This window comes from Brevundimonas sp., from assembly GCF_035998205.1.
GTDB lineage: Bacteria > Pseudomonadota > Alphaproteobacteria > Caulobacterales > Caulobacteraceae > Brevundimonas.
The window spans coordinates 247,834-269,608 of the sequence record NZ_DASYHT010000004.1; the positions used below are offsets into that span (position 1 = coordinate 247,834).

19 protein-coding genes are annotated in these 21,775 nt (G+C 67.5%); 5 read left to right on the plus strand and 14 right to left on the minus strand.

Features of this window, described 5'->3' with window-relative positions:
* Positions 1–78 precede the first annotated feature (78 nt).
* Complete coding sequence (locus VGN74_RS03815; protein ID WP_327446029.1) at positions 79–969, plus strand: Ku protein; 891 nt, start codon at positions 79–81, stop codon at positions 967–969.
* On the opposite strand, the gene ligD is transcribed toward VGN74_RS03815, so the two are convergent.
* A complete protein-coding gene (gene ligD, locus VGN74_RS03820; RefSeq protein ID WP_327446030.1) occupies positions 966–3,524 on the minus strand; it encodes a DNA ligase D in 2,559 nt (852 codons plus the stop codon). The genes VGN74_RS03815 and ligD overlap by 4 nt on opposite strands.
* A 409-nt stretch (positions 3,525–3,933) precedes the next feature.
* Positions 3,934–5,529, minus strand: coding sequence for a sensor histidine kinase (locus VGN74_RS03825; protein WP_327446031.1), 1,596 nt, complete (start codon positions 5,527–5,529; stop codon positions 3,934–3,936).
* Between the two features lie 312 nt (positions 5,530–5,841).
* Between VGN74_RS03825 and VGN74_RS03830 the strand changes: the two genes are divergently transcribed.
* Positions 5,842–8,268 carry a membrane-bound PQQ-dependent dehydrogenase, glucose/quinate/shikimate family gene (locus tag VGN74_RS03830; protein ID WP_327446032.1) on the plus strand — a complete coding sequence of 809 codons (2,427 nt, stop codon included), beginning with the start codon at positions 5,842–5,844 and terminating at the stop codon, positions 8,266–8,268.
* 12 nt (positions 8,269–8,280) lie between these two features.
* Here VGN74_RS03830 and VGN74_RS03835 read toward each other — a convergent pair whose 3' ends face one another.
* Genes VGN74_RS03835 through VGN74_RS03845 form a run of 3 tightly spaced genes read right to left on the minus strand, consistent with a single transcriptional unit; the run spans position 8,281 to position 11,638 of the window.
* Entirely contained in the window at positions 8,281–8,601 is a 321-nt protein-coding gene (locus VGN74_RS03835; RefSeq protein WP_327446033.1) for a hypothetical protein, read from the minus strand.
* The gene (gene ctaD, locus VGN74_RS03840) at positions 8,598–11,084 is read right to left on the minus strand and encodes a cytochrome c oxidase subunit I (RefSeq protein WP_327446034.1); all 2,487 of its coding nucleotides are present in this window, start codon (positions 11,082–11,084) and stop codon (positions 8,598–8,600) included. Before ctaD ends, VGN74_RS03835 begins: the two co-directional genes overlap by 4 nt.
* A complete protein-coding gene (locus tag VGN74_RS03845; protein ID WP_327446035.1) occupies positions 11,081–11,638 on the minus strand; it encodes a cytochrome B in 558 nt (185 codons plus the stop codon). The genes ctaD and VGN74_RS03845 overlap by 4 nt, the downstream gene beginning before the upstream one ends.
* A gap of 129 nt (positions 11,639–11,767) precedes the next feature.
* Here VGN74_RS03845 and VGN74_RS03850 point away from each other — a divergent pair, with 129 nt between their 5' ends.
* Positions 11,768–12,283: a DUF2231 domain-containing protein gene (locus VGN74_RS03850; protein WP_327446036.1), complete on the plus strand. Its 516-nt coding sequence runs from the start codon at positions 11,768–11,770 to the stop codon at positions 12,281–12,283.
* On the opposite strand, the gene VGN74_RS03855 is transcribed toward VGN74_RS03850, so the two are convergent.
* From VGN74_RS03855 to VGN74_RS03865, 3 genes are all read right to left on the minus strand, one after another.
* Entirely contained in the window at positions 12,253–12,765 is a 513-nt protein-coding gene (locus VGN74_RS03855; RefSeq protein WP_327446037.1) for a CopD family protein, read from the minus strand. The two genes, VGN74_RS03850 and VGN74_RS03855, sit on opposite strands and share 31 nt — an antisense overlap.
* Entirely contained in the window at positions 12,762–13,397 is a 636-nt protein-coding gene (locus VGN74_RS03860; protein ID WP_327446038.1) for a cytochrome c oxidase assembly protein, read from the minus strand. The genes VGN74_RS03855 and VGN74_RS03860 overlap by 4 nt, the downstream gene beginning before the upstream one ends.
* 653 nt (positions 13,398–14,050) lie before the next feature.
* Positions 14,051–15,190, minus strand: a complete 1,140-nt coding sequence (locus VGN74_RS03865) for a PIN domain-containing protein (RefSeq protein ID WP_327446039.1) — start codon at positions 15,188–15,190, stop codon at positions 14,051–14,053.
* A 324-nt stretch (positions 15,191–15,514) separates the two neighbouring features.
* Between VGN74_RS03865 and VGN74_RS03870 the strand changes: the two genes are divergently transcribed.
* Positions 15,515–15,889, plus strand: a complete 375-nt coding sequence (locus VGN74_RS03870) for a hypothetical protein (RefSeq protein ID WP_327446040.1) — start codon at positions 15,515–15,517, stop codon at positions 15,887–15,889.
* 174 nt (positions 15,890–16,063) lie between these two features.
* On the opposite strand, the gene VGN74_RS03875 is transcribed toward VGN74_RS03870, so the two are convergent.
* Together VGN74_RS03875 and VGN74_RS03880 are read right to left on the minus strand one after the other, a co-directional pair.
* Positions 16,064–16,690 carry a tyrosine-type recombinase/integrase gene (locus VGN74_RS03875; RefSeq protein ID WP_327446041.1) on the minus strand — a complete coding sequence of 209 codons (627 nt, stop codon included), beginning with the start codon at positions 16,688–16,690 and terminating at the stop codon, positions 16,064–16,066.
* 95 nt (positions 16,691–16,785) lie between these two features.
* The gene (locus VGN74_RS03880; protein WP_327446042.1) at positions 16,786–17,550 is read right to left on the minus strand and encodes a glutaredoxin; all 765 of its coding nucleotides are present in this window, start codon (positions 17,548–17,550) and stop codon (positions 16,786–16,788) included.
* 69 nt (positions 17,551–17,619) lie between these two features.
* On the opposite strand from VGN74_RS03880, the gene VGN74_RS03885 reads away from it, so the two are divergent.
* The gene (locus tag VGN74_RS03885) at positions 17,620–18,030 is read left to right on the plus strand and encodes a MerR family transcriptional regulator (protein WP_327446043.1); all 411 of its coding nucleotides are present in this window, start codon (positions 17,620–17,622) and stop codon (positions 18,028–18,030) included.
* A gap of 2 nt (positions 18,031–18,032) precedes the next feature.
* On the opposite strand, the gene VGN74_RS03890 is transcribed toward VGN74_RS03885, so the two are convergent.
* From VGN74_RS03890 to VGN74_RS03905, 4 genes are read right to left on the minus strand one after another with little or no spacing between them, the layout of a single operon-like run.
* A complete protein-coding gene (locus VGN74_RS03890) occupies positions 18,033–18,488 on the minus strand; it encodes a DUF411 domain-containing protein (protein ID WP_327446044.1) in 456 nt (151 codons plus the stop codon).
* Complete coding sequence (locus VGN74_RS03895; RefSeq protein ID WP_327446045.1) at positions 18,488–18,901, minus strand: copper resistance CopC family protein; 414 nt, start codon at positions 18,899–18,901, stop codon at positions 18,488–18,490. Before VGN74_RS03895 ends, VGN74_RS03890 begins: the two co-directional genes overlap by 1 nt.
* 10 nt (positions 18,902–18,911) lie before the next feature.
* Positions 18,912–19,961, minus strand: a complete 1,050-nt coding sequence (locus VGN74_RS03900; protein WP_327446046.1) for a copper resistance protein B — start codon at positions 19,959–19,961, stop codon at positions 18,912–18,914.
* The gene (locus tag VGN74_RS03905) at positions 19,958–21,736 is read right to left on the minus strand and encodes a copper resistance system multicopper oxidase (RefSeq protein ID WP_327446047.1); all 1,779 of its coding nucleotides are present in this window, start codon (positions 21,734–21,736) and stop codon (positions 19,958–19,960) included. The genes VGN74_RS03900 and VGN74_RS03905 overlap by 4 nt, the downstream gene beginning before the upstream one ends.
* Positions 21,737–21,775: the final 39 nt, after the last annotated feature.

The following is a 21,775-nucleotide window of genomic DNA, read 5'->3' on the forward strand; positions in this document are numbered from 1 at the left end:
TCCCCGGCCGATGCGACTGCGGAACTTCCTGGCCGCCCGTGCGTCGTAGGAACCGGAACCGTTGCAGAGGGGCTCCAAATGACCGCGCGTCCGGCCTGGCAGGGACATCTGAAGCTTTCGCTCGTGACGTGTCCGGTGGCGCTGTTCACCGCCACCAGTTCGAGCAACGACGTCCGCTTCCACCTGATCAATCCGGACACGCACAACCGTATCCGGATGGTGCCGACCGACCCGGAAACCGGGCCGGTTGAGCGCAGCGCGCTGGTGCGGGGCTACGAGGTCTCGAAGGACGAGTACGTCCTGTTCGACGATGCGGATTTCGACAAGGTTCGGCTGGAGAGCACCCGGACGATCTCTATCGACAGGTTTGTCGAGGAGCGCGAGATTGACCGGCTGTTCTGGGATGCGCCCTTCTTCGTGGCGCCTGACAAGGGCGCGGGGGTCGAGGCTTTCGCGGTGATCCGGGACGCCATGAAGGCGCAGGGCAAGGTGGCGCTGGGATGCCTCGTGTTGCGCGGGCGGGAGCGGCAGGTCGCCCTTGAGGTGCGCGGCAAGGGACTGGTCGCCTACACGCTGCGCGCCCACGACGAGGTCCGCGACGAGGCGGACTTCTTCGACGACATCCCGACGGTCAAGGCGGACGCCGACATGGTCGAGATCGCCGGTCGCATCATCGCGCAGAAGGAGGCGGACTTCGACCCGGCCAGCTTCAGGGATCGGTACGAGGACGCCCTGCGAGAGATGATCGCGGCGAAGTCCGGCGGCGGCAAACGCACCGTGGCGGTCGCTGAACCCGACGAGAGCAATGTGATCGACCTGATGTCGGCGCTGCGGGAGAGCTTGCAGGGCGGTCGTCCGGCCAGCAAGGCGGCGAAGTCCTCGAAGTCCACGACCTCGAAGGCCAAGTCTCGCAAGGCGGCGCCAAAGGCCGCGCGGAAATCCGGGGCGCGCAAGGCCTCGGCTGCCTAGACGCCGACCGTCTTCAGCGCCGGCCGCAGGCTGACGGCCTCCGCCCGGAAGCCGCTCCAGGGATCGGGCGCATCGAGCAGCGCTGTCGCGTTCCACAGGTTGAAGGCTGATGGATCGAGGTCCGGCGTCACATCCGTCCAGGCCAGCGGACAGGCGATGCCGGCCCCGGGCCGGGCGCGCGGCGACCAGGGCGCGACGGCGGTCGCCATCCGCCCGTTGCGCAGATAGTCGATGAAGATCTTCCCGCCCCGCGCCTTTTTCGACAGGGTGGTGGTGAAGCGCTCCGGGCCGTCCCCGCGGATTGCGACGGACACCGCTTTGGCGAAGGCCTTGGCCTGATCCCAGGTCACCCGGCTGCGGGCGTCTGTCCGGATCGGCGTCACGACGTGCAGGCCCTTGCCGCCCGTTGTCTTGACGAAGGGCCTGAGGCCCAGCGCCTCCAGTCGCTCCCTGACGGTAAGCGCGGCGTCGACCACATCGGCGAAGGCGAGGCCCACATCGGGATCAAGGTCGAAGGTGATCTGGGCGGGGACCTCCGGCGCGCCAGGGGCGCAGCCCCAGGGGTGGAGCTCCACTCCGCCGGCCTGGGCGATGGCCACCAGGCCCCCGGTGTCGATCGCCGCCAGATAGGGCGTCCGCGCTTTCACATCGATCAGCTTCAGACGGGGGCTCGAGCCCGGCATGGCGTGGCGCTGGAAGAAGGTCTCGCCGCCGATCCCGTCGGGCGCCCGCAAGATCGAGGTGGGGCGATCGCCGACGTGAGCCAGCAGCCGTTCCGCCGCCGCCTCGTAGTAGCGGGCCAGATCTGCCTTGGTCACGGCGGGGTGGCCCTTGTGCGCCGGCCAGAACACCTTGTCGGGGTTCGAGAGGGTGACGCCGGCCACGACTACCTTGCCGCGGCGCCCGGCGCCTTGCGGACCAGACGCCGCTGATCCGGAGCCTGCCGCCGGGGCATGGGGCGGCTCGGTGACCTCGCGCGCCGGCTTGTCCTCGCGCAGGCCTTTGAACACCGCCTGTCGCAGGGCTCCGGTCTCGGTGTAGCCGCCGTGCTGCACCTCGGCGACCAGCATCGCCCTGACCCAATGGATTCCGGGGCCGCCCCTTGGCGCGCCTTGCCCGCTGAACGGACTGCGGGCGGCGGTCGCGGCCTTGAGGGCCGGGACGAGGCGTCTCGTGACGGCCTCTCCATAGCCCGACCCGACTCGGCCGAGATAGCGCAGGCCGCCGCCGGCCTCGTCCCTGACCCCGACCAGAAGCGAGCGGAAGCGGCCGTCCTTTGCGGCAGACCAGCCGCCGATGATCACCTCGTCCCGCCCCCGGCACTTGGATTTCAGCCAGGTCGCGCTGCGGCCGGCCACATAGGGAGCGTCGAGGCGCTTCGAGATGACCCCCTCCAGATCCATGCGGCAGGCGCTGGCCAGCACGGCCTGTCCGCTGGCCCCGAAGTGCTCGACGAACCTCAGGTGTCCGCCCGCTGTCCCGACGCGATCGCACCAGGCCCGCAGGCGCGCCTTGCGCTCGACGAGAGGGAGCGCTCCCAGATCCTCGCCGCCCTCGCTCAACAGATCGAACGCGAAGTAGACCAGGTCGCAGGTCCGGCCCTCGGAGATCGCCGTCTGGAGGGCGGCGAAGTCCGGGGTGTGGTCGGCGGTTACGGCGCAGAGTTCCCCATCCAGCACCGCGTCTGGCCACTGCGCCGCATCTGCCGCGAGGTCGGGGAACCGGTCGGTCCAGTCGAGACCCTTGCGGGTGCGGATGCGTGCCCGCCCCCCGCCAATGCCGATCTGGATCCTGTATCCGTCGAACTTGATCTCGTGCGCCCATCCGGGACCGGTCGGCGGGTTGTCGGCGATCCGGCACAGCTGGATGGGGATGAAGGTCGGGGGTGCGGCCATGCGCAGGCTCCGGCTGGCCTTGGCGGACGGGCTGCACGATCGCCCTGGAGAGGGGCGGGAAGGGGCTGCCGTCTCGCCGGCGATTTCCGACATCGTGCGGCTTGAGGTGACTGAGGCGTCGATCGCCGCGAGGGCGTCGCCCTCGCCCGGAACGGCGTGGGCGTCCTTCTCCTTGATCAGCAGCCAGTTGGCGCGCTTCGCCGGTCTGCCGCGATCTGTCTTCAGCCGCACCAGCGTCCAGCCGCCCTTCAGCCGCTCGCCATGCAGCGTCATCTTGATCGAGCCGCGCGCAAAGTCCGCGGCGAGCGTCTCGGGATTCTGCGGGGTCCAGGCGCCCGTATCCCAGAGCTGGACCGTTCCCGCCCCGTAATTGCCCGGGGGAATGTTCCCCTCGAACGTGGCGTAGTCCAGCGGGTGATCCTCGACCTCGACGGCAAGTCGTTTGACGGCCGGATCGCGCGACGGGGCCTTGGTCACGGCCCAGGACTTGAGAACGCCGTCGTGTTCGATGCGGAAGTCGTAGTGCAACCGCGACGCGGCATGTCGCTGGACCAGATAGCGCAAGGGAGCATTGGCGGCGCGACGCCGCCGGATCCCCTTTGGCTCCGGCGTCGCCCCAAAGCGCCGTTTGGCGGAATAGGTCCCGAGTTCGCCGCGCATTCCGGTCTAACGCGACGCGGCCGAGGCAGGTTGCGGGCAGATCGGGCGTTGCCGGTCCATAGGCGCCGGCTACCTCGGAGTGGCTGGCGCGCTCACCTTTTCAGCTGCGGCGGCGTTCCGTCGCTCACATCATGCCCCGGCAGGCCCTTCGACGGGTCATCGGCCGGCGTACGAGGGTCTTCGGTCCGGTCCCGCCTCGCATTGCGACGCAGCGCCCATCCGAGGGCGAGGGCGAGGGCGAGGGGGCCGGCGATGACTACGATCCCCCAGGGAACGGCTTCAAACATGGCAGCGTGTCCTGTCGGCAGATGTGGTCTCTCTGCAACCGGCCTCCCGCTTGCTGGATCCTCTGCGTCGGCCAGATGACTCCTCAAGCCGTCTGCTCGATGGCCTGCACTGTCGCTGCCGACTAGGTCCCGTCAGGGCTGACCTTCGGGCGCGGGCGCATCACCAGCTCCACGACCAAGCCGGCCGGATCAAAGGTTCTCTGCAGCGCGCCGTTCAGTTCGTTGTGCACCAGTCTGTCGATCAGCTTGCCGCCGAATCCCTCCCGCGACGGCGGGTCCACCCGCGGTCCGCCGCTCTCGATCCATCTTAGGGTGATCCGCCCGGTGTCATCCGAGGCCCAGGTCACCTCAACGCGACCGCTTGCTGTAGACAGCGCGCCATACTTGAGACTGTTGGTTGTGAGTTCATGCAGGCACATCGACAAGGCGGCGGCGGCCTCCGCACGCACGACAGCTGGCTCTCCCGCCACGTGGATGCGATCGTCATTGCGGGCGAGGCAGCGGCGGACGATGTCGCCCATGTCCACGTCTGTCCATGACGTCTGCAGCAGGAGGTCGTGGGCGTTGGCCAGGGCGGCGAGCCTCCCCTCGAAGGCGGCGCGCGCCGCCGGGTCTGTACGTCTCAGGGTCTGGGCAGAGAGCCCCTGAACCGTCGCCAGCGTGTTCTTCACGCGATGGTTCAATTCATTGATCAGCAGGGTCTGGCGCTCAGCCCGCCGATGCAACTCGACGGAGGCTTCGCTGAGCGCTGACTGTACTGTGTCGAAGTTCGATACGTGCCCCGCGCGGGGCTGCACGCGTCCGCCTTCACCCAAGGTGATTGCGTCCACCTCCAGTGCCCTCAGGTCTCTCGAGACGATACGCACCTGAGTGCGCACCAACAACGAAGCGATCGCCGCCAGGAGCAGCAGCGCAAGACCCAAGGTAATCGCGCTGGTCAGGATCGGCTTGTCGAGCGTGCTCCGAGGCGCCACCACCATGGTTGTCCACCCCGAGAGCGGCGAACGCGTAAAGGCGACGACGGTCGCCTCGCCCTCGAGCGAACGACTGGGAACGACTCCGTCCTGACGTACCTTCAGAATCTGAATGATGTCGGGCGTTGCTCTTGCGCCCACAAACCGCGCTTGCGCCTGCGAGCGGGCTACAACGCGATAGCTGCCGTCCACGATAGTCGTAAAGCTTGATCCCGGGACGACCTGGCGCTCCAGCACCCTTACGAGTGCTGCCGGTCGCATGATGATGGAGACGCGCAGACCTTCGTCGCCTCCGGGTACGGGGGCTTCCACGGACACGACGGGTCCAACCGGGTCAGGACGGTGGACCAGACCGGAAACGTGAGCTCCGCGACCGGCCATCACGCCATCAACCCGAGGCTCGCGCGCAATGACCCCGAGCTGATCCGTGGTCGGCCCGTCCGCTGAGGTGTCCAGCAAGCTTTCACCGGTCGGGCCGGCGATCGAGATCCAGGTGTCCTCAGGAAGATCGATCCGATCCGCGCGGATATGAGCCCTGGCCCAGTCCCGGGCCGCTACGGCATCCGAACTGGCGAGACCCTCCGCCGCTTCCATGTGGCGGACAAGCTCAAGATCAATCGCTGCAGACACCGCGCGGGCCGTGGCCAGAAGCTCGCGCTCTGCAGCGCGCCGGGCCTCGAGCACATTCACGGCCACCAAGCCGGCCATCGATGCAGCGGCGGGAGCCGCAATGACCAGGACCATAATAGCAAGATGAGTTCGTAAGGCCCGAGGGCGTGATGATCGACTCATGTTTCCCCCCGGACGCGCTGGGGTAACTCACGGACTGCGGCTCCGGTTCCTATGCTGAGGGGGGTAGTGGTTGGGCCTGTGGATGCCGGAGCCGCGCTCGCACCGAACGTCGGACGGAGGTTGCGATCGCAGCTGACAAGTTCCGGGGGGAGTGGGAGGGGCGCTACGTCAACCTCGCGCCAAGGGCCGCCGCCTCGGCCTCGGGGAACCAGGATGCCGCACACGGGTTGGCCGTAGACACCACGACTGTTGGGAGATCGGCGGATGACGTCATCGACGAGCCGCGCGATCGGCGTCTGGTACACGGCGGCTCTCGGCGTCGTCATGGCGTTGATCGGCGTAACCTTGACCGTGGGCGGGGCCTGGCTGCTGCTGGTCGGAGGGTCTGCCTACTATCTGCTGGCCGGACTGGTGCTTTGCGGGGCGGGCGGCCTGATCTTCCTGCGCCGTCGACTGGGGGCGATGATCTACGCGGCCCTGTGGCTGTTCACGATCATCTGGGCGATCTGGGAGGTCGGGCTGGATGGCTGGGCCCTTGTGCCGCGCGTGGTTGCGCCGACCGTAATTCTCGGACTCGTCCTGATCGCCTGGCCCGTCCTGGCGCCTGACAGAGGGCGACGCCACGCCCTGGTCGGCGCAGGCGCGCTTGCCGGGATCGTGGCGATCGCGGGCGTCACCATTACACTCGCGAACCGCGCCGCCCCGCCCCACGCCCTGCCATCGCCGATGCCGGCGGGGCTGTCATCCGCCATCGCCGACGCCGGGGAAGACTGGGTCGCCTATGGCGGGACCTACGCCTCGCGCCGATACTCTCCCCTGGCTCAGATCACACCCGAGAATGTGGATCGCCTCGAGAGAGTCTGGACCTATCGTACGGGTGATACGCCGGAGACGAAGTGGGGGGCGGAAACCACGCCGTTGAAGGTCGGCGACCGCATCTACCTTTGCTCGGCCCGCAACGAGTTGATGGCGCTGGACGCGCGTTCCGGTCGCGAGCTCTGGCGATACGATCCCGATGTGGGCGACGACTGGATCCCCTATACGGCCGCATGCCGCGGGGTCGCTTACCACGCTCAGCCAGATGTTCCGGAGACCCAGCCGTGCGCCGCACGCGTCATTGAGGGCACCCTCGATGGTCGGCTGATTGCCGTCGATGCCCGCACGGGACGCCCCTGCGCCGACTTCGGGGAGAACGGCCAGGTCGACATCAAGGCCGGCATGGGCGAGGTCATTCCGGGCATGGTCGCCATCACCTCGCCGCCGGTGGTTATCCGGGGCGTCATCGTGACTGGGCATCAGGTCACCGATGGCCAGTGGAATGAGGCGCCGTCCGGCGTGGTGCAGGGGTTCGACGTGGTCACCGGCGAGCTCAGCTGGGCCTGGGACCTGGGACGGCCGGGGGAGACCGGTCGGCCGGAAGGCGAGGAAACCTTCACCCGGGGAACGCCCAACATGTGGACCATCGCCTCCGGCGATGAGGCCCTCGGGCTGGTCTATCTTCCGATGGGCAATTCATCGTCCGACTACTGGAGCCGGGATCGTAGCGTGGAGGAGAACCGCTACGCCACCGCCCTAGTCGCGCTGGACGTGACCACCGGTCAGCCAGCGTGGCGTTTTCAGACGGTCCGGATCGACGTCTGGGACTACGATCTTGGCAGTCAGGCGACGTTGCTGGACCTGCCTGTCGATGGCGGGCTCGTACCGGCCCTCGCCCTGCCCTCGAAGCAGGGCGATCTCTATCTGCTGGATCGGCGCACCGGTCGGCCGCTGACTCCCGTCGAGGAACGGCCCGCGCCGCAGGGCGGCGTGGAGCCCGAGATGCGCGCCGCGACACAGCCTTTCTCCAGCTTCCACACCCTGGCCAAGCGCGACCTGACCGAGCGTGACATGTGGGGCATGTCGCCGATCGACCAGATGATCTGCCGGATCGGCTTCCGACAGGCGGCCTACGAGGGCATCTACACCCCGCCCACAGCCGACCGCCGCTGGATCCAGTATCCGGGCTATAACGGCGGCAGCGACTGGGGTGGTGTGGCCTATGATCCGGTCCGCGGCCTGATCATCGCCAACTACAACGACATGCCCAATTACAATCGGCTGGTGCCGCGCGAGGAGGCGACGGAGCAGGGCTGGTATCCGCGCGGTCACCCTGCATTGAAGGGCCAGGACGAGATGCCCGAGTCGCGCGGTGGCGTGCCGGAGGCCGCCGAGGGCGCCGGCGATCCGCAGTGGGGCGTACCCTACGCCATCGACGTTAACGCCGGCTGGCGCATGGGCTTCACCGGCATGCTCTGCAAGCAGCCTCCCTACGGCGGAATCCGGGCCATCGACGTACGCACCGGCCGGACCGTCTGGGACCGCCCTCTCGGCCAGGCGCGCAAGAACGGTCCGTTTGGCATCCCGTCCATGCTGCCGATCGACATCGGCACGCCGAACAATGGCGGCTCGGTGGTGACCGCGTCCGGTCTGATCTTCATCGCCGCCGCCACAGACGACCTGATCCGCGCCATCGACATCCGGACCGGCGAGACGATCTGGAGCGATGTCCTGCCGGCTGGCGGACAGGCCAGTCCGATCGTCTATGCCCACGAAGGACGTCAATATCTGCTGATCATGGCGGGCGGCCACCACTTCATGGAGACCCCGCCGGGCGATCACGTCATCGCCTACGCTTTGCCTGCCGACTCCTGAGGCCGATGCCCGTCACAGACAGCGCGTCATGATGATCGTCGGCAGCAGCGTCCAGATGGCGGCCGCCAGTCCGACCCAGGCCGTGGCCCGGCTGGCGAACGCGACGAAGCCCCCCGAGGCCGCCAGCCGGGAGCAGTGAAGCGCCCAGACGATGGCGGCCTGGATCGCGACGGCGACACCATAGGCTGCGATCAGCAGGGCGCGAGCCAGATCCACATCGCCCATTGAAACATCAAGCCGGTGTCCGCAGATCAACCCGTGCAGGCCGTAGACGGCGCTGAAACTGGCCAGCCACACGAGCGGCCCCATGAGGATGCGGGCGAGGTCCTTCATGCCAGGAGGCCCGCGCCATGGGTCAGAGCCAGAACCACGACAGTGGAGAGCGCCAGATACTGGATCCACACCCCCGTGACGGTCACTTCGGCTCTCCGTTCAGCCGACACGTATCCATGCTGCAGCCGCGCCAGGCTGAAGAGGATCATCAGACCCGCGACCGCCGCGTGGAAAAGGCCGTACCCTCCAAGCACCAGCACCGTCGCGCCGTAGGCATGCCCCGTTGGATCGGGCGCCCGGATCATCACCGCCATCATGGCGACGGCGGTTCCAAGCACCCCCAGGCCGCACAGGGCCAGGGACCGCGCCAGCGTCCGTTGGCTCGCGGCGTTCGCGCCACGCGCGCGCCGAAGCGCAAGGATAGCCAAGGCGGCTCCGCCTGCGCCGACGATCACTTCCCAGAGGGACGGCGCGAACCAGGCGGGCGGCGGCCAGGCCGGCGCGACGGTCCACAGGAAGGCGAAGCCAAACACCAGGGAGCCGAGGAATGTCGCATCGGCTGTCAGCAGCACGCTGGATCCCCACCAGCCGGGCGGTCGCTCGATCTGTCCCGCGTTGGGCGCCCTCACGCCCTTTCCGATGTCCAGGTCCGGCAGGTCGAACTTGCGGCCGTTTGACCAGGCCCACCGCCAGCCGCAGAGCGCCACCCCGAACACGGCTGCCGGCGTGACCCAGTAGACCTTGAAGAGCAGGGACAGGAAGAAGACGCCGGTCACGGCGGCCATCAGGATCGGCAGCCGCGTGTTGGCGGGGAAAATGACCTGGGCTTCGGGACGGCCCGTCGCGCTATCGACCATCAGGGTCTCGCGCCAGCCGTTTCGGGGCTCGCCCAGATAACCTTCGCCGCGCGCGATGCGGAGCACCAGCTCTGGATCGGCTTCCAGCGGACGACGGCTTTCAATCTCGGGGAGGCTGGCGAAGTTGTAGGCAGGAGGCGGGGTCATCATTGCCCACTCCAGCGTCTCCGCGCCCCAGGGATTCCGCCGCGAGCGACGGGCCGCCATCGCATGCAGAACGAGGTCCAGGATCACAATGGCGATGCCGATCGCCAGCACGAAGGAGCCAATCGAGGAAATCAGGTTGATCGTGGTCCAGCCGTCCTCGGGCCCATAGGTCGAGATGCGTCGCCTCTGCCCCATCAGACCGACCCAGTGCATGGCGAGAAAGGTCACGTGGAAGCCGATGAAGACCAGGGCGAAGGCCAGCTCGCCGAGGCGGAAGAAGCGCTTGCGCCCGCTCACGTGAGGCAGCCAGTAGTAAAGCCCCGCGAGGATCGGGAAGACGAAGCCCCCGAACAGCACGTAGTGCAGGTGAGCGGTCACGAAGGCCGTGTCATGCGCCTGCCAGTCGAAGGGGACGACAGCGACCATGACGCCCGTCAGGCCGCCGATCACAAAGGTCACGAAGAACCCCAGCAGATGCAGCATCGGCATGCGCAGGGTCGGCCGCCCCCGCCACATGGTGCCGATCCAGGCGAAGATCTGCACCGCTGTCGGCACGGCCACGAGCGTCGAGGCGGCCGAGAAGAAGGCGAGGCTCATGTGCGGGATGCCCGTCGTGAACATGTGGTGGACCCACAGGCCGAAGGACAGGAAGGCCAGGGCCACGGCGGAGGCCACGATCCAGCCATAGCCCAGCAGGGTGGTCCGGCACATGACAGGCAGAATGGTGGAGATCACGCCCGCGGCCGGCAGGAAGATGATGTAGACCTCCGGGTGCCCGAACAGCCAGAACAGGTGCTGCCACAACAGGCTGTCGCCGCCGAACGCCACCTGGAAGAAGGGCAGGCCGAACGCCCGTTCCAGCTCCAGCAGGATCGAGCCGAGGATCAGCGGCGGGAAGCCCGTGAGGATCATCAGGGCGGTGACAAGGGCGTACCAGGCGAAGATGGGCATCCTGTCCAGCGACATGCCCGGGGCCCGGTACTTCAGGATCGAGACGGTGATCTCGACCGCCGCCGCGATCGCCGAGATCTCGACGAAGGTGATGCCGATGAGCCAGACGTCCGTGTTGACCCCGGGCGAATAGATCCGCCCCGTGAGCGGCGGATACATGAACCAGCCGCCGTCAGGCGCGACCCCGAGCAACAGCGAACCCAGCATCATCGCGCCGCCGAAGACGTAACACCAGAAGCCGTAGGCGGTCAGGCGCGGAAAGGCGAGGTCGCGCGTGCCGAGCAGCTTCGGCAGCAGATAGATCGCGAGCCCCTCGAACGTCGGAATCGCGAACAGGAACATCATGATGGTCCCGTGCATGGTGAAGATCTGGTTGTAGATCTCCGGCCCCGCGAAGGCGGAGTGCGGCGTCGCCAGCTGGGCGCGGATCAGCATGGCCAGCACGCCGCCGACGAGGAAAAAGAAGAAGGACGTGGCCAGGAACATCCGGCCGAGGTCCGTGTGGTTCACCGTGCTGAGAAGGCCGCGCCACCCGGACGCAGAAGCCCAGATCGCAGTCAGCTGCCGGTGGCGCGCGAGGGGGGTCATGGCGTGTCTCCGGCCAGGAACCGGTCCCAGCTCTCCCCGTCGTGGGCCACGACCTCGAAGGTGAAGTCATCGTAGCCCGGACCGCTGAACTCGGCGCTGATCCCGGCATAGACGCCAGGCCGATCGGCTGTGAGCCGCAGGACATTCACATGGCCGGGGATGGCGTCGATCTTGCCGGCCAGGCGCGGAACCCAGAAACTGTGCACCACGTCCGTTGTGGTCACCGAGACATCGACGGCTCGTCCGGCCGGGATGTGAAGCACGTCATCTGTCGTCAATCCGGGCCGGTCCGCGTAGCCGAACGACCACACGAAGCGCCGCGCCTCGGCGCTGACTTCGACGGTATTGACCTCGGGGCGCGGCAATAGGCGCTCTCCGGCAAAGAGGCCAAACCCGAGCAGCGCCGCGAGCACGACTCCGGGGAAGACAATGCCCAGGCCGACGATCCAGAGTCGGGTCCCCTGACGCTTTCGCCGGGCAGGGCTCCGGCGCGTGAACGCCAGCGCAATCAAGGCCATGACCAGACCAAGGATCAGCAGCGAGCCGATCAGCATGACCCACCAGAGGCTGGCGATGACGCTCGCGGCCGGGCCTGCCGGTTCGACCGTCGACAGAGGTCCCCGGCAACCGCCGGTGAGCACCGCCGTTAAGGCCGCAGGCATTATGACACGGAGGGTGAGCGCATGTCGTCGGAGACGAAGAAGGATGAAGCTGAACGCCTCATCGATCCCATCGCCGCCCTGCCGAGCTACGAGCAGACCGAGTCCCGGATCGCCGTGCTGGGTCACCCGATCCATGCCATGAGCGTGGCCTTCCCGGTGGCCCTGACGTTCTGCACCTTCGGCGCGGACGTCTTCTACTGGTGGACGGGCGACGTCTTCTGGGCCCGTGCGGCCTTGTGGGCCGTCGGCTCGGGATTCCTGTTCGGGATGCTGGCAGGCTTCTCGGGGACGGCGGAGCTTCTGATGGTCCCCGGCATCCGCGCACGCTCCCCGGCGTGGACCCATTTCGTGATCGCCGTCACGCTGCTCGCCCTGCTCGGGGCGAACTGGGGATACCGGCTGTCCGGCTATGAGACGGCCGTTCTGCCCTACGGGCTTCTGCTGTCGGCCCTGTCGGTGGCGGTCGTGGCGTTCACGGGCTGGCATGGCGGGAAGCTCGTGTTTGATTACCGGTTGGGAACATCGACGGGCAGTTGACGGCCCAGAGGCCGACTGGCCCAGTCTGGAAAGCTCAACTCGGTCAAAGGGGGCTTGGCGAGGACAAGGGCGAGCACCAGCAGGGCCGGCGCCAAGACCCCTACAAGAGGGAGCCACGGCGAGGGCGACCGGTGGGTCTCCGGCTCCTCGCCGACCCTCACCACCAGATGGCCGATCCAGGCGTGGACGGCGACAAGCAGAGCGACGGCGGCCAGCTTGCCGAACATCCAGGGCGTGAACACCTCGCGCATGAAGGTCAGCCAGGTGCCGGCGATGACCGCCACGACGGCTGCCGGCGTGACCACCATCGTATAGGTGAGGTGCGATCCTTGGCGGATGAGCCGGTAGTCCTCAGCGCTCACCGCAGGGTCGTGCCGGGCCAGCATGAGCGGCAAGGTCAGCAGACCGCCGACCCAGACGATGATCGCCACCATGTGGGCCGCCTTGAAGAGCGGTATGGCTGGCGAGATCCAGTCAATCATGCCGAGAGGGCGCCGTCGTCACGGGTCAGCAGGGCCCATTCGCGACGGCAAAACAGGGCGGCCGCCACAGTATAGGGCACGACCGCGGCGACCCACATGATGAGACCGCCGAGCCGCTGGTCATCAAGCGGTGTGAGCCCCCAGGCGAGGGGCGCCGACGCGTGGGCCGCGTAGAGTGGCGCGGGCGCAAGGGTCAGCAGGGCTCCGACAAGTCCCATCTGGGCGAAGGCGAGGACAATGATCAGGGCCCTGAGCGGCAGCGTTTGCCGGGGGTCATGGAGCGACCGCCACAGTCCCGACGCGGAGCCCAGCAGGGCGAGCTGCATGGCCCAGTAGACGGGGACGCTCGACAAGGCCGCGTCATAGGCCCCCGGCAGGTGCCACAGCGCCAGCACGGCCCCCGAGGACAGCAGCCATGGCCATGCGGGTCCGGCCCGCCAGTTTGGCAGGGCCGCCGCCAGCAGCGGCGCGGCTACGGCGACGATGAGCAGATGATGCGCGGACCGCGCGGCGAAAAGCGCGGACGAAAGGGCGCACAGGGGCGACACGAATGCGACGATCAACACCGCGGTCGCTGCGAGTCCCGCAGGCCGCCGCCGCATCAGCACGCCCAGCACCGCCAAAGCTATCATCGCCGTTGGATCAGCGTTGAAGCTGGTTGCAATCTCGGTCGGGGCTGGTGGCGGCCCGCAGTATGCAATGGCCATCGCGCTTTCGGCCCCCTGTGTGGACTCGGTGTGAAGAGCTTAACCGCTCGCGCAGGCGGTTGTTCCGGTGGAGCTTGCCGTCATTCGTTCTCGAGGCCGGATGTGCTTTGCCTTACGACGCGTGTCCGCTTTGGCGCAGGGCGCGAAGGCGAAGTTCAGCATGACTCTTTTGATCGTTCCCGTAGCCGCTGGTCCGGGTCAGGAACGGAGAGACCTGACGCAGTTCCCGTGAGACTCGACGCAGATCGGATGAGACCTGTGTCACTTCACGCGAGAGTTATCCGCGGGCCACCCTGCTGCGGATGATCGGGCTCTTTGGTGCGCGAAGAGCGGTGACCTCCGCCCACCCCACAACGCGGAGCGTTACCGAAGGCCAGCGAGAGCTGGCCTTCCTGCGGTTCTTGGTGACTAAAGGCAGCTTCGCGCCAGAAGCGGACTCCAGCGCGGCTCCGGAGACCCGACCTTCAAGCCTCCAACCGGCCACCTATTCCTAGTTCGGTCGGTTGAGCGCCGGGGCCTCCGGGATAGGGCTCCAGCTTCCTCAGCCCCGCATCCGCGCCGGCGAAGAGGTTCCCCGATCAGTAATCGTATTCGGAAGGCCCGTAGATGGTCACTTCTGGTGTTAGGATCCGGGCTTCGAGCACCGCGCCGCGTGCGCGATCCAGGTCCACGAGGACCTCCAGCCGGACTTCCTCCTCGACCTCGGTGGATCCACTTTCGGCACCGAACCAGACGTCGTCTTCTCGGTCGTAGATTGCGTCCTCGCGATCTTCATACTGAACCTCGACTTTTACCCTGACGGCGGCGCTAAGAATCAAGGTGATCCGCCCGCCGCTTAGCCCGACAACGGTCCAACCGTCGATCTGCTCGATGGACAGGAGTTCGCCTTGGTAGGCCTCGCCTTCCGCCAGTTCGCCGGCGTAGATGAAAACCATGCTTCTGATCTGGTCCTGCATGGCCGCCTCGAAGCTGCCGTCGAAATCCTGACCGTTGATCGTCGTCTCGGCCAAGGCTGCGGCGTCGCCGTCGGGATCGAGGTCGGCGGAGGCGCTGGCTAGAACCTGATGCAGGGTCGGCATCGTGAGCATTAAGGGATGCTCGTCCGCCGCCTTGAGCATGGCCCCGTCCCTGGTGACCACGTAGAGACGTTCTCTTTCCGTCTCGCACCAGCGGGACAAGACCTCTAGGGTGAAGGCGTCGGGGAACTCCTTGCTCTCCTCCCCGTGGAACGGCGGCTCGCGCCGAAAATAGCGGTCGAACACATCGCCGGCCGGAATGCTGAGCGCCGCGTGGGTGACCGCCTTGCAATCCCCGAGGAGGACCCCCCGGAACTGCTCGAACATCTCCTCGGCGAGCACATCAACATCCATCGTGATCGGCGCTGACGGTCCCTTGTCCGGCGACGCCTTGCGCCATTGGGCGAGGTCCTTCTCCAGCTTGCCGAGCTCGCGGCTGTGGGCGATGACGCTCTCGCGAATCTGCCGCTTCACCTCCATCAGGGTGATGTCCGTCGTGTGAAGTACGACGCGATGGGCTTCTATCTGCTCAAGCAGCAGCGTCAGGGCGCGGTTGGCCGGATTGTGTCTCAAGTTCCGGTAGACTTGGGTATCGAGGAAGACATGCCGGGTCTCCAGCGGCTTCGCCGGTTCGCCTCCGAGGTTGGACTTCACAGGTGCCTGCGCGCCGGCTTCCGGCGTCTTTGACTGCTGCTTGCTCATATCGCTTCGCCCCAGGCTCCAAGGTCACTCTTGTTGCACCGAACAGCCGTCAGGCGGCCAGCACCATTCCCGGTCAGACCGCCGACCGGGCCGCCCGACACTCGCACCGCGTCGATGACCTCGTCCATCCGGTCGCCATCGAGTTGCGGATCATCACCTGAGCCAGCAGTGCGCCAACTGCGGACACCGGCTTCCTCTCGGGGAGCAGACATTGCTCGCAGCTCAGGCGCATTTCGCGAGAGGGCGTGCAGACGCGGCGCATCGGGAGCATTGTCGCCGGGATGGCGGCGTGGTCGACCATCCATAACGCAGGGACAGATCGCCATGCTAATCGTCAGCCTCGCCGTCGCTTCAGCGCTTGTACAGACCTCCCCGTTGACTCCGCAGACGATGAACGGCGCCTGGAGCGTCGATCTGTCGGCAAATGCCGATGGGTCGTATCTGAAGGCGATGAACCTCAACCTTGGTGAGGACGAAACGCTGACTGGCGACTTCTATGACAGCGAAATCCTGTCGGGGCGCTGGACGGCACAGGCAGGACGACTGTGCGTCGCGTTCCGAACCACCGACGGCGCAGGGCCGTATCACACCTCAGCTTGCCTCGTCGGCGATCGGATTGAGGGAATGACGTGGGCCGAGCACCGCAACTTCGTCTTCATCTGGACGGCGGTCCGACCGACGGGCGTGTCTGCCCCGTAACTATTGGTCCAGCTCGCGAGGTCCTGGCCCATTGTGCGCCATTAGGAGACATACGCAGCCGGCCGGAAACACGACCTTGGAGTCAGTCACCGACGCCTCACTATGGAGGTTGGGTCTGCCCTTGAGCTGAACGGGAACTCGTCGGTCGCGAGACCAGGCGGCGCGCCATCGGAGTCACAAGTCGATCTGCTCCGAGATCTCCAGCGCGTCATCCACCTCGATGCCAAGGTAGCGCACGGTGCTCTCCAGCTTCCCGTGGCCAAGGAGCAACTGGCAGGCGCGCAGGTTGCCGGTCTTCTTGTAGATCAGCGCGACCTTCGTCCGCCTCAGGCTGTGCGTGCCATACGCGCCGGGGTTCAGGTCGATCATCTGCACCCAGCGGTCGACCAGCCGGGCGTACTGCCGCGTGCCGATGTGCGTGCCTGCCCGGGTCCGGCTGGGGAACAGCCAGTCATCCACCCGAGGGCCACGCAAGTCGAGCCAGTGGGCCAGGGCGTCCCGGGCCGGTTCGGTGATCTCAAACGGGACCGGTCGCCCGGTCTTCTGCTGGATCACGGTGGACCGGTGTCGCACGGAGCCAGCCTGGACGACGTCGCTGACACGCAGCCGCACAAGATCGCAGCCGCGGAGCTTGGCGTCGAGGGCGATGTTGAACATCGCCAGGTCGCGGACCGCGCCAAGGGACTTCAGCTGCTGGCGGATCGCCCAGATGTGCCTCGGCTTCAGCGGAGCCTTCGCCCCGATCATGCGGCCCGCGTTCCAGGGCTTGCGGGGCGGTCGGAACAGGTCTGGCTGGCTCATTGCCGCCTCCCGTAAAACGCGCCCCCCGCATTTATGCGCCTGCGGCGCGGGAATAGCGACCCGGCAACATGCCGGATCGCCGCCTGTCGCCCGCCTTACATCGGCATCTCTAGCGCCGCACCCCGCGTTTTCATCGCCAGCATCCACACCGCCATGGCGATCATCATGAGATTCTCGGTCAGGGAGAGAAAGCCGAGCGGAACGTTGCTGTCGCCGCCCACGCAGGCGCATTTGAGCTCGCGTCGATCGATGTAGACAGCCTTGAACACAGACACCGCACCGATCCCGCCAATCAGCAACGCTATGGGGGCGGACACCCAGGTGAGCACCCCTGCAAGCATCAGGGCGCCGGCTCCGAACTCCGCAAACGGATAGATCCTGCCGTACGGCACCCATCGCTGCGCCAGCAGGTCGTAATTCAGAAACATGGTCGAGAAGCTTTCGACATTCTGCAGCTTGAGCATGCCGAGCACCATCATCGACAGGGCGATGAACCACTCGCCGCCCCGGACAGTGAGCGGCGTCCCGTAGACGGTAAAGCTGAGCATGGCGGCCATTACGGCTGTCGTCAGGAAGACCACGAGCACCGGCGTATAGGTCGTCGCCTTGGGGTCTCCCACCTTGAGGCCGAGGAAGCGACGCAGGTCGTCGTGCCCGCCGATGCGACGCCCCTCGACAAAGATCTGCGGGGTGGTCGCCACACCGTGCTCCCGCTTGAAAGTCTCGGTCTGTTCCCGGCTCGTCAGCCAGTGATCCTCAACCCTGTAACCGCGGCTGCGCAGAAGGTGGCGGGCCTTCAGGCCCCACGGACAGGTGTGGCCGGGCATCACCATCCTGTAGAGGGTCGCCGATCGGGTCATGGTCGTCTCCTTGGGCTTTCCAATCGAGGACCGACACCTTAGGTTCCGGACCATGGTACGGAGTCAAGCGTGAAGCCGCGGACAATCTCGGCGCTGGCGCGCGAAGGCGGCGTCGGGTTGGAGACCGTTCGCTTTTATCAGCGACGCGGCCTTATGCCGACGCCAGAACGGGGGAGCGGTGGCTCCGGTGAGGGCATCCGACGCTATGGCGAAGACGACGTCAGGCGACTGAAGTTCATCCGCTCGGCCCAGACGGCAGGCTTCACCCTGGAGCAGATCAGGGAGCTTCTGGCCCTCGACGCGGGCGAGGATCGCGGTCGTGCGCGCGCCCTTGCCGAAGAGCGTCTGGCCGCCCTCGACAGGACGATTGCCGATCTGGAGCAGGCCCGCTCCGCGCTTCGGAGACTTGCGAGCGCCTGCGTCTCCGAGCTCGCCGGCCCCTGCCCGATCATCGCCGCCTTCCAGGGGGATCCGGCCTGAGGTCAGGCCCCGTTGTGGCGGCCGAAGACGGTCGCTCTTCCGGTCCGGTCGATCAGAACGGTCACGTAGGGCTCACGGCCTGCCGCCTCCATCCCCGGCGATCCTGCCGGCATGCCCGGGGCCGCGAGCGCCGCCGCCGTCGGTCGGGTTCTCAGAAGGCGCTCGACGTCCGCGGCCGGAACGTGGCCCTCGATGGCGTAACCCGCCACGACGGCCGTGTGGCAACCGGCATAGCGGTCGGGTACGCCGTGGCGGGCGCGGATGGGGGCGAGGTCCTCCAGCTCGACCACCTGCACCGTCCAGCCGGCGGCGCGCATGTGCGCCACCCACCCGTCGCAACAGCCGCACCAGGGCGTCTTGTAGGCGGTCATCCGTCGATCCTGCGCGGACGAGGCGCTGGCCACGGCGAGGGCGGCGCCGGCCGCCAGCAGGAGCCTGCGGGTCGGAAAACCGCCCATCAGTGGACCATGAACCGGACGGCTCCGGTCATGCTGTGACCGTCGGCGCCCTCGGCTGTCCAGTTCAGCGTGTAGGTCCCGGGGCGCAGCGGCGGCAGGTCTGCGGCGACCCGGGTGGTGGCGGCCCCGGCGGCGACGGGCACGGCCACCGGCGGCCGGCCTTCTGCGGCCACTGTGACCGTCCTGAGGATCATGGGATGCGGGAAGGTGGCGGTGAACCAGTCTGGCGGCCCGTCCATCATCGCCCCGTCCGCCGGGCTCGTGGTCACCTCATGGGCATAGTGAGCCGCAGGCGCCGCTGCGGCATGATCGGCGTGGGCGCCATGCGAGCCGTGGCCGGCATGGGCGTCCTGGGCGGCTGCCGGCGCGACGCCGACAAGGGCGACGGCAAGGAGCGGAAAAAGATGGCGCATGAGCCGTCTCCTAGAACCAGGCCTTGAGGCCGATGACGAAGCGGGTGTGTTCAGGCTCGTCGCCTGCGGCGCGTGTGAGATCGGCGGTTTCGCCCAGCTCACGGCTCCACTCGACCCCGACATAGGGGGCGAATTCCCGGGCGATCTCGTAGCGCAGTCGCAGGCCGGCCTCGACGTGCGTCAGGCCGGACCCCAGACCCAGCTCCGGGACATCCGCCGCTGCGGCCTCGACCTCGATTCGGGGCTGAAGGATGAGGCGCTGGGTGATGCGCTGATCGTACTCGGCCTCGACGCGGGCGGTCAGGTCACCGTCGGTCGAGACGAAGGTCGCTGCATCGACCTCCCACCAGTAGGGCGCAAGGCCCTGCACGCCCAGGACAAGATGCGTCGGATCTTCTCCATCCTCGCGGACGTCCTGCCGGACACCGACCTGAAGATCCCAGAAGGGCGTAACGGCGCGGCTGTACAGCGCCTGAAGCTCCCCCTCCGTTTCGCCGTCGAAGTCGCCTTCGCCCTCCGACTTCCACCAGAAGCGGTTGATGTCGCCGCCGGTCCAGCCAGCGACGTCCCACGTCCAGCCCTCCTCGCCCCCGCCGGAGCTCAGCTCCAGACGGTCGACGATGACCGCGGTGGCCCCCATGCCGCCATTCTCGAGCAGCAGCATCTGGCGCGAGGCGGCCATGCGCTCGGCGCCCCAGATGGCGTCGGCGGCGTGGGCCGGTCCCGTCAGAGCGGCTGCCGGCGGCGGGGGCTGGCGCGGACGGCCCGGGTCATCCGCGCTGGTCGGCACCTCCGGCGGGCCTGCCGGCGCGTTGTGCCCCACGCTCATGTCATGCCCGGCGTGCGGATCAATCCGGACGGGCGCCACATCGCCCGCATGGGAGTTCTCCGGCTGCTGTGCCGGCGACATCACGTGACCGGCATGCGGGTCAGCGGCTGGTGTCTGCGGCGATGGCTGCACGGCCGGTCGGGCTGGCGGTGCGTGGTGACCATGGTCCTGGGCGGCGGCGGCGCCGGCGACCAGCACCATCGGCGTCAGGGTGAAGACAAGCCGGATCATGCGGCGCCGCCTTGCAGCGGGCGCACGGTGATGACGTTGAACATGCCCGCGTGCATGTGCATCAGCATGTGACAGTGGAAGGCCCAGTCACCGGGCGCGTCGGCGGTCAGGTCGAAGGTGACCTGCGAGCCGGGCGCGACGTTGACGGTGTGCTTCAGCGGCTGATGTCCCGCCGGACCGCCCGTGACCAGCTCGAAGAAGTGGCCGTGCAGGTGGATCGGATGGGCCATCATGGTGTCGTTGACCAGCGTCACCCGCACCCGCTCGTTCAGCTCGAACCGGATCGGTTCGACGATCTCGGAGAACTTGCGGCCGTCGAAGCCCCACATGAACCGTTCCATGTTGCCGGTCAGGTGGATCTCCAGGGCCCGCGAGGGCGGCCTCTGGTCCTTGTTGGGCGCGAGCGCGACGAGGTCGGTGTAGACCAGCACCCGGTGCGGGACGTCCTCCAGCCCCATGGGGCGCTCCCCCAGCCGGTTCACCGGGGCCGGCGAGATCATGTCGACGCCGACGCCGACCGCCATGCCTGCGGGCGCGTTGTCCGGGTTTCGCATGTCATGATGCATGGCCCCATGATCCGCGGCGGACCCGGCCGGCGCGGATCCATGTCCGGCGTGCCCCATCGCAGCATGGTCCATGCCGCCGTGGCCCATGCCTCCCATGCCCATGTCGCGCATGGTGAGCGTCGGCACCTGACGGAGCGGCGGAACGTCGGCCGTCATGCCCGGACGCGTCGCCAGCGTCGCCCGCGCCATTCCCGAGCGGTCCACCGACTCCGCGACGAGGGTGTAGGCGCGGTCGTCGGTCGGGTGGACGATGACGTCGTAGGTCTCGGCCACCGAAATCTGGAACTCGTCGGTCTCGACCGGGCGGACGTTCTCGCCGTCGGCGTTGACCACGGTCATGGGGAGGCCGGGAATGCGGACATTGAAGATCGACATGGCCGAGGCGTTGATGACCCTCAGCCGGACCCGCTCTCCCGGTCGGAACAGGCCGGTCCAGTTCTCGTCAGGGCCGTGACCGTTGACCAGGTAGGTGTAGGTCGTGCCGTTGACGTCGGCGATATCGCGCGGGTCCATCCGCATCTGGCCCCACATCCGCCGGTCGGCGAGCGACATGCCGTCCTCGCCCGACAGCAGACCTGAGAGGGTGGTGCGCGAGCGGTTGAAGTAGCCGGGGCTCTTCTTCAGCCGGTCGAGGATCTCGTGCGGATGCAGGAAGCTCCAGTCCGACAGGACGATCACATGCTCCCGGTCCCACGCGACTGGATCAGGTCCTGCCGGGTCGATGATCAACGGCCCGTAATGGCCCATCGCCTCCTGCAGGTTGGAGTGGCTGTGATACCAGAAGGTCCCCGACTGGATGATCGGGAACTCGTAGTGAAACGTCTCGCCGGGCCGGATGCCGGGGAAGCTCACGCCGGGCACGCCGTCCATGTGAAACGGCAGCAGCAGCCCGTGCCAGTGGATCGAGGTGTCCTCGTCGAGTGTGTTGGTCACCGAAAGCCGGACGTTCTGCCCTTCCCGCAGCCGGATCAGGGGCGCCGGGAGCGTGCCGTTGACGGTGATCGCGTGCCCGGTCCGGCCGCCGACCGTGAAGGGCGAATGGCCGACGGTCAGCTGGACGTCCGGGCCCTCAAGCGTGGCCACATCGGCGCGCAGACCGGCTGAGCCGCTTTGGGCCCAGGCCGGCAGCAGGCCCTGGGCCGCCCACAATCCGGCGCCGCCGGCCAGTCCCCCCAGCAAGGCGCGTCGATCAGGTCTCGCAAGTGTCATGGGATGATCGCCCCTGTCGTTCTGTCAGGCCTTACGCCC